The following is a 13724-nucleotide window of genomic DNA, read 5'->3' on the forward strand; positions in this document are numbered from 1 at the left end:
GGCCGGTGACGACAGGGGTGGGCCTCGCCTTGTGGCGAGGCCCACCCCTTCCGGCGTTCCGGCGGGGCCTCCCGGTCCCTAACCTCGACTGGGCCCGGATCGAACATCTGAACGTGAGACCCCACCCGTGACCGCAAGGCAGCCCAGGACGGCGCTCTTCACCGTCGCCGCCGTGCTCGCCCTCGCCGCGGCCCTGCTGGTCTCGCAGCTGGCGCGGGCCGACGCCACCCCCGCGTCGCCCGCCACCGCGCGCCTGGCCGCGCTCGCCGACGACGTGCCCTCCTCCCAAGGCCACCGCTACGACGCGCGGGACCACACCGGGCGCACCATGGACGCGGCCCAGATCCAGCAGGCCCAGGACGGCAGCTACCTCGCCGTCTACCACTCGCTCCGGCCCGACGGCCGCTTCCACGCCGCCGTCGCCACCTCCACGGACCTGCGCCACTGGCAGCGCCGCCACGACTTCGGGCCCGGCACCCACCAGGCATCCCTCGCGCACGACGGACGCGGCGGCTACGTCCTCGCCTACGAGAAGGACCCGCGCAACCACATCGCGGTGCGGGCGTACGAGGATCTGGCCGCGCTGCTCGCCGGGCGGGCCGACCGGGCGTTCGACGCGCCGCTCACCCTCTCGCGCTGCGCCGAGGGCACGCCCAGCATCACCTCCGTACGCGGCGCGACCATCCGGCTCACCGGGCACTACCGCGCGGGCTGCGACACCGACCGCCAGCTGCGCGCCACGCTCACCGGCTTCCGGCACTGGCACGCCGAGCCCGACCGGCGCCTCGACCGCGCCCTCGGCCGGTGGGGCAACGGCGGCAACATCGGCGACCGGGCGCCCGTCGAGCTCGGCGGGCGGCGCGTGGTGCTCGTCGAGGGCCAGCGCAGGCGCGGCGACTTCGGCAGCTGGGGCACCTACGCGTACGACCCCTCGAGCGGGCGTGCGGACCGGCTCGACATCCGTACGCACGGCGGCAGCCGCGCCTTCGCCAACCCCTCGGCGACCCTGCTCACCGACCCCGAGGGGCAACCCGCCCTGCTCGTCAGCCTGTTCGTGCCGGCCGAGGGTTCGGCCCCCGGGGAGGCCGGACAGCTGCTCTACTGGCACAAGCTGTGACCCCCGGTCGGGGCAACGGGGCAAAACCGTTTGGCGAACATGCGTAGGGTGCAGAGAACCCCTCAGGGTTGAGAGTGGACCGATGCGCTGAAGGGAGCCGAGGCGATGGACGAGCACAAGGAGACCCTCCGGGTGGGCTCGGCCGTGCGGCGCCGCCGCCGGCAGCTGGAGCTCACCCTCGCCGTCGTCGCCGAGCGCAGCGGCCTCTCGGTGCCGTTCCTCAGCCAGATCGAGAACGAGCGCGCCCGCCCCAGCATGCGCTCCCTCCAGCGCGTCGCCGACGCGCTGTGCACGACCGACGTGGAGCTGCTCGCCGCGGCCGACCCGGCCCGCACGGTCGAGGTGGTGCGCGCCGGCGACGACACGGATCTGGACACCTCCACGCCGGACGCCCGGGTCCGCGAGCTGACCCGCGGGCACCATCAGCTGCACGCCCTGGAATTCATCGGGGACCACGACGAGGGCCGCGAATTCCAGCACCGCAACGACGAGTTGATGTACGTCGTCGAGGGCGCCGTGGAGATGGAGGCGGAGGGCCGCGCCTACCGCCTCGGGCGCGGCGACACCCTGTTCCTCACCGGCGGGGTCCGGCACCGCTGGCGGGCCACCGTGCCGGACACCCGGGTCCTGGTGGTCGCGGTGGGTGATCACATCGAAGCGGTGGACGACGGGGGGCGCTGACGGTGTCCGCCGCCCCGCCGCGCGTCGTCTCGCTGGTGCCCTCGCTGACCGAGGCGGTCGCCGTGACCGTGCCGGGAGCGCTGGTCGGGGCGACCGACTGGTGCAGCCACCCGGCCGGCCTCGACGTCACCCGGGTGGGCGGCACCAAGAACCCCGACGTGCCCCGGATCCTCGCGCTCGCGCCCGATCTGGTGATCGCCAACGAGGAGGAGAACCGCGCCCCCGACCTGGCCGCCCTGCGCGCGGCAGGACTCCCGGTGCTCGTCACCGAGGTGCGCGACCTGGACCAGGCGTTCCGTGAGCTGACCCGGGTCCTGGCGGCCTGCGGCGCGCGGCGGCCCAGGTGGCTGGAGGAGGCCGAGGCCGCCTGGTGGGACCCGCACCGCCCCGACATCCGGCCGCGCGCCGCGATACCGATCTGGCGGCGCCCGTGGATGGTTCTCGGCCGTGCCACCTTCGCGGGCGACCTGCTGGCCCGCATGGGCGTCGACAACGCGTACGCCGGTCATGCCGAGCGCTATCCGCGGGTCCCGCTGGAGGAGCTGCGGGCCGCGGACCTCGACCTGGTGGTGCTGCCCGACGAGCCGTACCGCTTCACCCGCGACGACGGCCCCGAGGCGTTCCCCGCGCGCACGGCGGTCGCGCTGGTCAGCGGCCGCCATCTCACCTGGTACGGGCCCTCGTTGGCGGAGGCGCCCGCCGTGCTCGGGGCGGCGCTGCGCGCGGCGGCACCGCCGGGCCTGTGACTACGCCTTCGCCGGCTGCGGCACGGTCCGCTGGGGCGCCGCGAGCAGCCTGCCGCTGACCAGGCCGCGCAGGGTGTGCGCGAGGGCGATCGCCCAGGCGGTCACGAGCAGCAGGTACAGGGCGGTGGCGAGCCAGTCGAAGGCCGCGAGGCCGGTGTGCTTGCCCAGGCCCTCGGCGCCGGTCACACAGGTGCCGACGGGGAAGGTGAAGGCCCACCAGGTCATCGCGAAGCCCATGCCGCGGCGCCGGGCGCGGGCCACCATCGCGACCGCGAGCGCCAGCCACATCAGGGCGAAGCCCATCACGGGGACGCCGTAGAGCACGGCGAAGGCGAGGAAGCCGCGGTCGAGCGGGGCGGGGACGACTCCGGGCGCGAAGTCGGCGAACTTGTTGGCGGCGGTCGTCGACTGGCCCAGCGGGCCGAGCACCAGGAAGAGGGTGGGGGTCAGCGCCAGCGGCAGCGGCCCCGCGGTCACCAGCCGGGCGAAGATCACCGGCAGCATCACCAGGGTGGCGAGCAGGCTCAGGCCGAACATCGCGAAACAGGCGTACAGCAGGGTCTCCTCGGCCTGTCCGGCCGGCAGGTGGGGGATGAACAGGGGGCCGATGGCGGCCGACACCATCGGGGCCACCACGGGCAGCAGCCACACGGGGGACGCCTGGTCGGCGGCGATCTTGTGGCGGACCACCATCAGGTAGGGGATGGCGACGGCGGCCGCGAGGCCGATGGCCGTGCCGGTGGTGAACAGGACGGTGGCCAGCGGCACCGCCACGCCCGCGCCGAGCCAGTCCACGCCCACCAGCAGGGTGCCGCCGCCGACCGCGAGCAGCGCCATCGAGAGGCAGCCGTAGAACGGCGCCATGGTCGGGTCGAGAAGGTGGGTGCGGGCCTGGTCGCGGTGGTGGACCCAGTGGGCGGTGCGGGCGGTGAGCAGCGCGGCGAGCATCACGAAGGAGAGCGCCCAGACGACGGTGCAGGCCGTGCGCAGCCCCGTGAACTGGTACGGCAGGGTGGCACCCGCGTTGGCGACGATGGCGGTGCCCATGACGGAGGCGTACCAGTTCGGTCCGAGGTGCCGGACGGCGGCGGCGCGGCTGACGGTGGCCGCGGGCGCGGTGTGCGCGGGGTGGGCGGTGGTGACCATGCGTCCACGGTCCCGCGTCCGGGGGCCGGCCACCAGAGAGCATTCCACTATGGGGTCATAAGCTGTCTTTATGAGCACTTCTCCGCGATCCGCCGCCTCCGCAGCCGCCACCGGGTCCTTCGCCCCCGACCGGCCCCCGGAGGCCACCCTCGCGCACCGGGTGCCGGACCTCGGGGCCTTGCAGCTGCTGCTCGCGGTGGCCCGGCTCGGCAGCCTCGGCCGGGCCGCGCGGGAGCTCGGCATCACCCAGCCCGCCGCGAGCAGCCGGGTACGCGCCATGGAACGGCAGCTGGGCGTCGCGCTCGTGGACCGTTCCCCGCGCGGCTCGCGGTTGACGCGCGCGGGCGCGCTGGTCACCGACTGGGCGGGGCGGATCGTGGAGGCGGCGGAGGCCTTCGACGCGGGGGCGCAGGCGCTGCGCGACCGGCGCGACTCGCGGCTGCGGGTCGCGGCGAGCATGACCATCGCCGAGTACCTGCTGCCCGGCTGGCTGATCGCGCTGCGCACCCAGCGGCCCGACACGGCCGTGTCCCTGCTCGCGGGCAACTCGGCGACGGTCGCCGAACGGCTGCTCGCGGGCGACGCGGACCTCGGCTTCGTCGAGGGCCTCACCGTCCCGGAGGCCCTGGACGGCGTCGTCATCGCGCACGACCGGCTCGTGGTGGTGACGTCGCCGGCCCACGCGTGGGCGCGGCGGCGCAAGCCGCTGGCCGCCGCGGAGCTGGCGGCGACGCCGCTGATCCTGCGCGAGGAGGGCTCGGGCACCCGGCAGGTGCTCGACGCGGCGCTCGGCGGCCTGGCCCGGCCGCTGATCGAGCTCTCCTCCACGACGGCGGTGAAGGCCGCGGCGGTGAGCGGCGCGGGCCCCTCGGTCCTCAGCGAGCTGGCCGTCGGCGAGGAACTCGCGGCCCGGCGCCTGGTCGAGATCCCCCTGGCGGACGTACGCCTCGCCAGGGAACTGCGGGCCGTCTGGCCGACGGGACACCGGCCCGCGGGGCCGGGCAGGGACCTGCTCACGCTGACGCGGGGCGGGGCGGGGACCGGACGGGAGTAGAGCCCCTACGGCGGCTCCCGGTCCCGGCCCCGCCCCGCGCTCACTCCTCGCGCAGGCTCAGCACGAGGTCGCGGGGCAGGCCGTGGGTGTCGTGGAGGTAGTGCAGGGTCTCCTCGTCCAGCGGGCCGCGGAACCGGGGCCGGGCGAGGATCTGCCTGCCGCGCTCCAGGAGCTGCCGGAACCGGCGCTCCTCCTCGCACAGCACGCGGCGCACGTCGTCCGTGTCCATCTCCTGGCGGAAGTGGTCGCGGGTGTGCAGGAACAGCTCGTCCGGCAGGTCGCCGACGCCGCGCGTGGAGTCGTCGCGCCACAGGGCCGTGAGCAGGCGCCGGACCAGGCGGCGCAGGACGTAGCCGCGGCCGGTGTTGGCGGGGCGCACCCCGTCGCCGATCACCACCATGGCCGAGCGCAGATGGTCGCAGACGAGGCGCAGCGAGCCCTCGTCCAGCGGCCACAGGGCCGGTACGAGACGGCGCCAGGGCGTGAACACGTCGCAGTCGAACACCGACGTGCCGCCCTGGAGGAGCGAGGCGAGGCGTTCCAGGCCGAGGCCGGTGTCGACGTTGCGCTGGGGGAGCGGCACGAGGGAGCCGTCGGGGAGCCTGCGGTGACGCATCATCACGTGGTTCCAGATCTCCACCCAGCGGTCGTCGCCGGTGGGCGTCGAGCGCGGCGGGGTGTCGCCGGTCCACAGGAAGATCTCGGAGTCGGGGCCGCACGGGCCCGTCTGCCCGTTGGGCCACCAGTTGTCCTCCACGGTGAGCTCGACGGGGACGCCGCGCTCCTGCCACACCTCCAGCGAGGCGGTGTCGGGTCCCACCTGGTCGTCGCCGCCGAAGACCGTGGCGTGCAGCAGTCCGGGGTCGATGCCGAGGCCCTCGGTCAGCAGGTCGTAGCCCCAGGTCAGGCTCTGCGGACCCTCGTAGTCCCCGAGCGACCAGGTGCCGAGCATCTCGAAGACGGTCAGATGCGTGGGATCGCCGACCTCCTCCAGGTCCGTGGTGCGCAGACAGCGCTGCACGTTGACCAGCCGGTCGCCGAGGGGGTGCGGGCGGCCCTCCAGATACGGGATGAGGGGGTGCATGCCCGAGGTGGTGAACAGGACCGGGTCGCCGGGCGGTGGCAGCAGCGTGGAGCCGGTGATCCTGTGGTGTCCGCGCTCCTCGAAGTACTCGACGAACGTACGGGTGATGCCTTCGGTGCTGAGGTCGGTGTTCATGGGGAGGGCTCCTTCGCGTGGACGCGGGAGGCGCCGGACAACGGGTCCGCACGATCACCGGAGTCAGGGCGGGAGCCATGCACCATCGGCGGGCCGTTTCCGGTCGCCGAGGGGAAGAGGGAAGGTCAGGCGGCGGCAACCGGCGAGCTGGTCGCTCGCGCGGTCGCGGTGGTGCGTGGGCCGGTGACGTTCATGGGCCGAGGGTAACTCCGTCCGTGTACGCACGGCACGCGGTTTACGGGCGGGGGTGATGGGTCCTTTGTGGTGGGTCCCTTGCGGTGGGCCCTTTGTGGTGGGCCCTTTGTGGTGAGCACCGCATGGCAGTGCAAACAAAGTGTTCACAACGAACTGTTGACTTCTCGTCGTGCCCCACCCGATGCTGGACGCATGTCACCGAGCCCAGAGCAGCCCCAGGCCACCGCCGACCCGTTCACGCCCCCGCATCCCGAACAGGCCCGCGCCCACCGGGTCTACGCGTCCCTGACGCGCGTAGCCGAGCGGCACGCGGCCGACGAGGGCCAGCGCGCGCGCCAGGTCCACCCCACCGTGCTCGGTCCGCACGAGGCGGTCAGGCTGGTGGCGTTCCTGCTCAGCGGCGCGGCGAAGCCCGTCGACGGGGAGCCGGAGGTGGACCACGCGGACATCACCGCGGCGCTCACCCTGATCCCGCTGGCCCGTGGCGAGATGGACGAGCTGGAGACCGGCCTGCTCCAGATGGCCAGGGGGCGCGGCATGACCTGGCCCGAGATCGCCTTCGGCCTCGGACTCGGCACCCCGCAGGCCGCGCGGCAGCGGTACGAGCGGCTGGCCTCGCGTACGGCGAGCGAGACGTAAGGAGTCGAGGCGTCGCGATGAACGGGGGCGGGGCTCCCCGGGAAAAGGCCTGGCGCCCGCCCCGAAGCGCTGCCCATCATGGGGCATGAATCCCACCGCGCCCCCGGCCACCGGCGTCCGTACTCCCTGGGAGGTGCTTCCCGCGCAGGTGAAGACCGCGCTGGAGGCCGAGCTCGGTGGGGCCGTGGTGGCCGCGGTGACGCAGAGCGGTGGCTTCTCGCCGGGTGTCGCGGCCCGGGTGCGGCTCGGTGACGGGCGGCGCGCCTTCGTCAAGGCCGTCAGCGCCGAGGCGAACCCCGGCAGCCCCCGGCTGCACCGCGCCGAGGCCAGGCACTCCGCGGCCCTGCCCGACTCCGTGCCCGCGCCCCGGCTCCTCGCGTCCTACGACGACGGGGTCTGGGTCGCCCTGGCCTTCGAGGACATCGAGGGGCGCCAGCCCCAAGTACCGTGGCGATCCGACGAGTTGGCTCTCGTGCTCGATGCCGTGGCGGACCTCTCGTACGCCCTGACACCCGCGCCCGTCGCGGCACGCTCCGTCGTGGACACCGAGGGGGAGAGCTTCCGGGGGTGGGCGCAGCTGGTCGAGGCCGACGGCACGGTGGTGGACCGGCTCGACCCGTGGGCGCGCCGCAACCTGCGCGCGCTCGCCGAACTCGCCGCGCCCTGGGCCGGTTTCGCGGCCGGGGACACCCTCGCCCACGCCGACCTGCGCGCCGACAACATGCTGATCACCGCCGAGGGGCGGGTCGTCTTCGTCGACTGGCCGCATGTCGTGCGCGCCGCCCCTTGGTTCGACCTGCTCGTCATGCTGCCGTGCGTGCGGGCCCAGGGCGGGCCGGACCCGGAGGACGTCTTCACCGCCCACCCGCTGGGCAGGGACGCGGACCCGGCGGGCGTCACCGCGACGCTCGCCGCGCTCGCCGGCTATTTCGTACGGGGATCGCTCAAGCCCGATCCGCCGGGCCTGCCGACCCTGCGCGCCTTCCAGGCCGCCCAGGGCGCGGCCGCCCTCGACTGGCTCAGGAAGCGGCTCGGACCAGCGCTGCCATGACGCGCGTGTCCTCGCCCATCTCCGGGTGCCACTGCACGCCCAACGCCCAGGTGGGGCCGGGGAGTTCGATGGCCTCGACGGTGCCGTCCGCCGCGTGCGCGGACACCACGAGGTCCTTGCCGAGCCGGTCCACCGCCTGGTGGTGGTAGGTCGGCACGACCGTCTCCTCCGGCGCCACGCTCGCGTACAGCGTGCCGGGCACCGGAGTGACCGCGTGCGTGCCGAAGACGCCGGTCCCCGCGGTGTGCCCCTCCATGTGCTGCACCAGCGTGCCGCCGAGCGCCACGTTCAGGAGCTGCATGCCGCGGCAGATGCCGAGCAGCGGCTTGCCCGACGCCAACGCGGCCTCGATGAGCGCCAGTTCCCAGGCGTCCCGCTCCCGCGCGGGCGGCCCGGTGCGCTCCTCGCGCTCGGCGCCGTAGCGCACGGGCTCGACGTCGGGCCCGCCCGCGACGACCACGCCGTCGAGGCGGGCGACCACCTCGGCGGCGTACGAGGGATCGTCCGGCGGCACCATCGAGGCGAGGCCGCCCGCCGCCTGCACCAGGCGGGGATACCCGGCGGGCAGCAGGGCCGCGGGCAGCTCCCACACGCCCCAGCCCACCTTGGACTCCAGATAGGTGCTGACTCCGATCAGCGGCCTGCCGCTCACTGTGTTCTCCTTCGCCGTGCCGGTCCCGTGGTCGTCGTGCTCAGTCGCGTGCCAACTCTGCCTCGGCCGCGGCGAGCGCCGCGAACTCCTCCTCCGGCGCGCGGGCCACCAGGTGCTTGCGGCTGTACATCCCGAAGTAGCCGATGGCGACCACGTACACCGCGAGGGCGATGAGCGCCGCCGTCACGTCCACCAGGAACGTGGCGATCAGCGCCGCGCAGGCGAGGACCAGGGCCACCGACGAGGTCAGGATGCCGCCGGGCGTGCGGTAGGGGCGTTCGAGGTCCGGCTCGCGGCGGCGCAGGACGATGTGCGAGAGGGACATCAGGGCGTACGAGATGGTCGCGCCGAACACCGCGACGTTCAGCATGCGGGCGCCGTCGCCGGTCGCCGCGGCCAGGCCGAAGCCGATCGCGCCGGGGACGAGGAGTCCCAGGTAGGGGGCCTTGCGGCTGCTGGTGAGGGAGAGGAAGCGGGGCAGGTAGCCCGCGCGGGAGAGCGCGAAGAGCTGGCGCGAGCCCGCGTAGATGAGGGAGAAGAAGGACGCCACCAGTCCCGCGAGGCCCGCGTAGTTGACGATGCGGCTCAGCGTCGTCGCCTCGCCGCCCGGCTGGAGGGCCGCCACCAGCGGGTTGCCCGCGTCCTGGATCGCGTTCGCGCCGCGCGCCCCGGCGGACGCGAAGAAGGTGAGGAGCGCCAGCACCACGAGGATGGCCATCGACCAGCGGATCGCGCGGGGCAGCGTGCGGGCGGGGTCCTTGGTCTCCTCGGCGGCCAGCGGCACGCCCTCGACGCCGAGGAAGAACCACATGCCGAACGGGAACGCGGCCCAGATGCCCAACAGGCCCATCGGCAGCCAGGAGTTGGCGCCGAACGCGGAGGACTCGACCGGGATGTCGTTGAGCTTGGACGCGTCGAAGTCCATGAAGGCGCCGACGGCGAAGACGAGCAGCGCGGTCACCGCGATGCCGGTGACGACGAAGCTGAAGCGCAGCGCCTCGCCGACGCCCCACAGGTGGATGCCGATGAAGACGACGAAGCAGGCGAGGTAGACCGGCCAGCCCGAGGTCAGGCCGAACAGGCCGAGCGACTCGACGTAGTCGCCGATGAAGATGGAGATGGCGGCGGGCGCCAGGACGTACTCGATGAGGATCGCCGTGCCGGTCAGGAAGCCGCCCCACGGGCCGAGCGCCCGGCGCGCGAAGCCGTAGCCGCCGCCCGCGGTGGGCAGCACGGACGACAGCTCGGCGAGCGAGAAGACCATGCACGCGTACATCACGCCCATGAGGCCCATCGCGATGGCGAGACCGCCGAAGCCGCCCTCGGCGAGGCCGAAGTTCCAGCCGGAGTAGTCGCCGGAGACGACATAGGCGACGCCGAGCCCGGTGAGAAGCAGCCAGCCCGCGCTGCCACGGCGCAGGGTTCTGCGTTCCAGATAGTCGTCCGCCGGTTCGGCGGTACTCGGCTTGGTGGACTCCACGGTCATGGCACGGCTCCTATGCGGCGGCAGGCGGCAGGCATATGGATCAGCTCAGGGCACTCAATGGAACGGATCCATACCTTTGCCGTGTGGCACGGGAGAAATCAAGCCCCCTGCGTTACCCCGTGGTTAATCCCGCCTCACGTACTCGCGTACTCACGCCCTCGTGCAGTCACGCCCTCACGCCCTCACGCGCTCACGTCAGAAAACCTCGCAGCAGCGCCGCCGTCCCCCCGCAGTGCTCCCGCATCATCTCCCGCGCGCCGTCCGCGTCCCCGTCGAGCACGGCCTCGACCAGCGCGGTGTGCTGGCGCTGCGAATGCTCCAAGTTCCTTACGAGCAGCGGGATGCAGTCCAGGAGGTCGTTGACCGTGGCGCGGACCGCCGCGTACTGCGCGGTGAGCGTCGGGGAGCCGCACAGCTCGGCGAGCGTGAGGTGCAGCAGGGTGTCCAGGCGGCGGTACTCCGACAGGGGCGCGTCATGCGTCTGGGCGAGCGCCGTGCGCAGCCGGTCCGCCTGCTCGCCGGTCAGCCCGTGCGCCGCGCACAGCCCCGCCGCGCCCACTTCGAGGACCTCGCGGAAGCGCAGCGCGTCCTCCACGTCGACGTCCTTGATGCGGCGGCGCAGCTCGTCCTCGCCGGGCGCCTCGGGACGCGGGCGCACGAACGTGCCGCCGTAACGGCCGCGCCGCGACTCCACCAGACCCTGGTCCTGGAGGACCTTCAGGACCTCGCGCAGCGTGACCCTGCTGATGCCGAGCCGGTCAGCCAACTCCCGCTCCGACGGCAGGCGTTCACCGCCGGGCACCAGGCCGAGCCGGACCACCTGGAGGATCTGCTCCAGGGCTTCCTCGAAGCCGTTGCCCGCCCGTACCGGGCGCAGGACCGGTGTCAGCCGGTCGTCGTCCGCCGCCGTGCCCTCTTCCGTGTGCGACATGCCCGTACCCCCTTCCCAAGCAATGGTTCTCCGCAATACCTTATGGCTCCCGGCTGACCCAAGGAGGCTTTTCCCGTGGCAGACCGCACACCCCCGCTCGCCGTCGAGGAGCTGAAGGCCCTCGTCGCGAGCGGCGAGATCGACACTGTCGTCCTGGCCTTCCCCGATATGCAAGGGCGGCTCCAGGGCAAGCGGTTCGCCGCCCGCTTCTTCCTCGACGAGGTCCTCGACCACGGCACGGAGGGCTGCAACTACCTCCTCGCCGTCGACACCGAGATGAACACCGTCGACGGCTACGCGATGTCCTCCTGGGACCGCGGCTACGGCGACTTCGCCATGCACGCCGACGTCTCCACCCTGCGCCGCGTCCCCTGGAACGAGGGCACCGCGATGCTGATCGCGGACCTCGCCTGGAACGACGCCTCGCCCGTGGTGGCCGCGCCCCGGCAGATCCTGCGCCGCCAGCTGGAGCGCCTGGCCGAGCTCGGCCTCACCGCCCACGTCGGCACCGAGCTGGAGTTCATCGTCTTCAAGGACACCTACGAGCAGGCCTGGGACGCCGGATACAAGGACCTCACCCCGGCCAACCAGTACAACATCGACTACTCGGTGCTCGGCACGGGCCGTATCGAGCCGCTGCTCCGCCGCATCCGCAACGACATGGCGGCCGCCGGGCTGACCGTCGAGTCGGCCAAGGGCGAGTGCAACCCGGGCCAGCACGAGATCGTGTTCAAGTACGACGAGGCCCTGGTCACCTGCGACCAGCACGCCATCTACAAGACCGGCGCCAAGGAGATCGCGTCCCAGGAAGGTGTCTCGCTCACCTTCATGGCCAAGTTCAACGAGCGCGAGGGCAACTCCTGCCACATCCACCTCTCGCTCCAGGACGCCGAGGGCGACAACGTCATGGCGGGCTCCGCCGACGACCCCGGCGGCATGTCGCCCGTCATGCGGCACTTCCTGGCGGGCCAGCTCGCCGCGCTGCGCGACTTCTCCCTGCTCTACGCGCCCAACATCAACTCCTACAAGCGGTTCCAGCCGGGCTCCTTCGCGCCGACCGCCGCCGCCTGGGGCTACGACAACCGCACCTGCGCGCTGCGCGTCGTCGGCCACGGCCGCTCGCTGCGCTTCGAGAACCGCCTCCCCGGCGGCGACGTCAACCCGCACCTGGCGGTCGCGGGCCTGGTCGCCGCGGGCCTGTACGGCATGGAGCAGAAGCTCGAACTGCCCGACGAGTGCACGGGCAACGCCTACACCGGCGGCTACGAACACGTTCCCACCAGCCTGCGCGAGGCGGCCGAGCTCTGGGAGAACAGCCCCATCGCCAAGGCCGCATTCGGTGACGAGGTGGTCGCGCACTACCGCAACATGGCGCGGGTCGAACTGGACGCCTTCGACTCCGCGGTGACCGACTGGGAGCTCCGCCGCTCCTTCGAACGCATGTGAGGCACCCTTGCTTGAGGTACTGAACCCGGCGACGGAAGAGGTCGTCGCCACCGTCCCCGCCGCCACCGCGCGGGACGTCGACGCCGCCGTCGCCCGTGCCGCGCGGGCCCAGGAGCAGTGGGCCGCGGCCGCCCCCGCCGACCGGGCCAGGCTGCTGCGCCGCTTCGCCGACCAGGTGGACGAACACCTGGAAGAACTGGCCCAGTCGGAAGTGCGCGAAGCCGGGCACGTCATCGGCAACGCGCGCTGGGAGGCGGGCAACGTCCGCGACCTCCTCGACTTCTCGGCCGGGGGCGTGGAGCGACTGAATGGCCGTCAGATTCCGGTCCCCGGCGGCCTGAACGTCACCGTCCTTGAGCCCCTCGGGGTCGTGGGCGTCATCGCCCCGTGGAACTTCCCGATGCCGATCGCCGCCTGGGGTACGGCCCCCGCCCTCGCGGCGGGCAACGCGGTGATCCTCAAGCCCGCCGAGACGACCCCGCTCACCGCGCTCCGCCTCGCCGAACTCGCCTTGGCGGCAGGCCTGCCCGAGGGCCTCTTCCAGGTTCTGCCCGGCGAGGGCGGCGTCGCGGGCAACGCGCTGGTCGAGCACCCCGGCGTCGCCAAGATCGTGTTCACCGGCTCCACCCGCGTCGGCAAGCAGATCATGGCCAGGTGCGCCGACCGGGTGAAACGTCTGACCCTCGAACTCGGCGGCAAGAGCCCGAACATCGTCTTCGCCGACGCCGACGTGGAGGCCGCCGCACTGGCCACCCCCATGTCGTATCTCGACAACTCGGGACAGGACTGCTGCGCCCGCACCCGCGTGCTCGTCCAGCGCTCGGTGTACGACCGCTTCCTGGAGGTCGTGGCGCCCGCGATCGAGTCCGTGGTCGTGGGCGACCCCTCGGACGAGAAGACCCAGATGGGCCCGCTGATCTCCAGGACCCAGCTGGACCGGGTCCGCGCCCACGTCACCCCCGGGGACGGCATCCACGGGACGGTGCCCGAGGGCCCCGGCTTCTGGTTCCCGCCGACGCTGCTCACCGACGTGGACCCGGCCGCCCCGGTGGCCACGGAGGAGGTCTTCGGGCCCGTCGCCGTCGTCATCCCCTTCGAGGACGAGGCCGACGCGATCCGGCTCGCCAACGCCACCGACTACGGCCTGTCCGGATCCATCTGGACGCGTGACGTCGGCCGGGCGCTGCGGGTGTCCGGGGGAGTCCGGGCAGGCAACCTCTCCGTCAACTCGCACTCCAGCGTCCGCTATTGGACCCCGTTCGGGGGTTACGAGCAGTCCGGACTCGGCCGTGAGCTCGGTCCGGACGCGCTCACCGCTTTCACGGAAACCAAGAACGTCTTCATCAGCACGGAGGCCTGAA

General features: G+C 73.1%; 13 protein-coding genes. 8 read left to right on the plus strand and 5 right to left on the minus strand.

Features of this window, described 5'->3' with window-relative positions:
* The first annotated feature begins 127 nt into the window (after window positions 1–127).
* The 3 genes from ACIO9J_RS31640 (at window position 128) to ACIO9J_RS31650 (ending at window position 2544) form a co-directional block, all read left to right on the plus strand.
* Window positions 128–1117 (plus strand): hypothetical protein, encoded by a 990-nt coding sequence (locus tag ACIO9J_RS31640; protein ID WP_402007175.1) that lies wholly within the window; start codon window positions 128–130, stop codon window positions 1115–1117.
* 105 nt (window positions 1118–1222) lie between these two features.
* Window positions 1223–1798 carry a helix-turn-helix domain-containing protein gene (locus ACIO9J_RS31645; protein ID WP_402007177.1) on the plus strand — a complete coding sequence of 192 codons (576 nt, stop codon included), beginning with the start codon at window positions 1223–1225 and terminating at the stop codon, window positions 1796–1798.
* A gap of 2 nt (window positions 1799–1800) precedes the next feature.
* Window positions 1801–2544 (plus strand): helical backbone metal receptor, encoded by a 744-nt coding sequence (locus ACIO9J_RS31650; RefSeq protein ID WP_402007179.1) that lies wholly within the window; start codon window positions 1801–1803, stop codon window positions 2542–2544.
* Here ACIO9J_RS31650 and ACIO9J_RS31655 read toward each other — a convergent pair whose 3' ends face one another.
* Window positions 2545–3690, minus strand: coding sequence for a TDT family transporter (locus tag ACIO9J_RS31655; RefSeq protein WP_402007181.1), 1146 nt, complete (start codon window positions 3688–3690; stop codon window positions 2545–2547).
* 70 nt (window positions 3691–3760) lie between these two features.
* On the opposite strand from ACIO9J_RS31655, the gene ACIO9J_RS31660 reads away from it, so the two are divergent.
* On the plus strand, window positions 3761–4744 hold the full coding sequence (locus ACIO9J_RS31660; RefSeq protein ID WP_402007183.1) for a LysR family transcriptional regulator: 984 nt from the start codon (window positions 3761–3763) through the stop codon (window positions 4742–4744).
* Between the two features lie 40 nt (window positions 4745–4784).
* Here the strand turns inward: ACIO9J_RS31660 and ACIO9J_RS31665 are convergent, their stop codons facing one another.
* Entirely contained in the window at window positions 4785–5963 is a 1179-nt protein-coding gene (locus ACIO9J_RS31665) for an alanine--tRNA ligase-related protein (protein ID WP_402007185.1), read from the minus strand.
* Between the two features lie 387 nt (window positions 5964–6350).
* Here ACIO9J_RS31665 and ACIO9J_RS31670 point away from each other — a divergent pair, with 387 nt between their 5' ends.
* Together ACIO9J_RS31670 and ACIO9J_RS31675 are read left to right on the plus strand one after the other, a co-directional pair.
* Window positions 6351–6797, plus strand: coding sequence for a DNA-binding protein (locus ACIO9J_RS31670; RefSeq protein WP_402007187.1), 447 nt, complete (start codon window positions 6351–6353; stop codon window positions 6795–6797).
* Window positions 6798–6882: 85 nt separating this feature from the next.
* Window positions 6883–7848, plus strand: a complete 966-nt coding sequence (locus tag ACIO9J_RS31675; RefSeq protein ID WP_402007189.1) for an aminoglycoside phosphotransferase family protein — start codon at window positions 6883–6885, stop codon at window positions 7846–7848.
* Here ACIO9J_RS31675 and ACIO9J_RS31680 read toward each other — a convergent pair.
* The 3 genes from ACIO9J_RS31680 to ACIO9J_RS31690 all read right to left on the minus strand — a co-directional run bounded on the left by ACIO9J_RS31680 (window position 7817) and on the right by ACIO9J_RS31690 (window position 10917).
* Window positions 7817–8500: a gamma-glutamyl-gamma-aminobutyrate hydrolase family protein gene (locus ACIO9J_RS31680; protein ID WP_402007191.1), complete on the minus strand. Its 684-nt coding sequence runs from the start codon at window positions 8498–8500 to the stop codon at window positions 7817–7819. The genes ACIO9J_RS31675 and ACIO9J_RS31680 overlap by 32 nt on opposite strands.
* Before the next feature lie 40 nt (window positions 8501–8540).
* A complete protein-coding gene (eat, locus tag ACIO9J_RS31685) occupies window positions 8541–9986 on the minus strand; it encodes an ethanolamine permease (protein ID WP_402007193.1) in 1446 nt (481 codons plus the stop codon).
* Window positions 9987–10176: 190 nt separating this feature from the next.
* Entirely contained in the window at window positions 10177–10917 is a 741-nt protein-coding gene (locus tag ACIO9J_RS31690; protein WP_402007195.1) for a FadR/GntR family transcriptional regulator, read from the minus strand.
* 75 nt (window positions 10918–10992) lie between these two features.
* Between ACIO9J_RS31690 and ACIO9J_RS31695 the strand changes: the two genes are divergently transcribed.
* Window positions 10993–12363, plus strand: a complete 1371-nt coding sequence (locus ACIO9J_RS31695; protein WP_402007198.1) for a glutamine synthetase family protein — start codon at window positions 10993–10995, stop codon at window positions 12361–12363.
* A gap of 7 nt (window positions 12364–12370) precedes the next feature.
* A complete protein-coding gene (locus tag ACIO9J_RS31700; protein ID WP_402007200.1) occupies window positions 12371–13723 on the plus strand; it encodes an aldehyde dehydrogenase family protein in 1353 nt (450 codons plus the stop codon).
* Window position 13724 lies beyond the last annotated feature (1 nt).

This window comes from Streptomyces sp. NPDC087300 (assembly GCF_044744425.1).
Classification (GTDB): domain Bacteria; phylum Actinomycetota; class Actinomycetes; order Streptomycetales; family Streptomycetaceae; genus Streptomyces.

Bases quoted from the DNA above. Each gene is read 5' to 3' on its own strand.
- ACIO9J_RS31690 (WP_402007195.1), bottom strand. From the start codon at position 10,917: ATGTCGCACACGGAAGAGGGCACGGCGGCGGACGACGACCGGCTGACA.
- ACIO9J_RS31675 (WP_402007189.1), top strand. From the start codon at position 6,883: ATGAATCCCACCGCGCCCCCGGCCACCGGCGTCCGTACTCCCTGGGAG.
- ACIO9J_RS31660 (WP_402007183.1), top strand. From the start codon at position 3,761: ATGAGCACTTCTCCGCGATCCGCCGCCTCCGCAGCCGCCACCGGGTCC.
- eat (WP_402007193.1), bottom strand. From the start codon at position 9,986: ATGACCGTGGAGTCCACCAAGCCGAGTACCGCCGAACCGGCGGACGAC.
- ACIO9J_RS31655 (WP_402007181.1), bottom strand. From the start codon at position 3,690: ATGGTCACCACCGCCCACCCCGCGCACACCGCGCCCGCGGCCACCGTC.
- ACIO9J_RS31645 (WP_402007177.1), top strand. From the start codon at position 1,223: ATGGACGAGCACAAGGAGACCCTCCGGGTGGGCTCGGCCGTGCGGCGC.
- ACIO9J_RS31665 (WP_402007185.1), bottom strand. From the start codon at position 5,963: ATGAACACCGACCTCAGCACCGAAGGCATCACCCGTACGTTCGTCGAG.
- ACIO9J_RS31670 (WP_402007187.1), top strand. From the start codon at position 6,351: ATGTCACCGAGCCCAGAGCAGCCCCAGGCCACCGCCGACCCGTTCACG.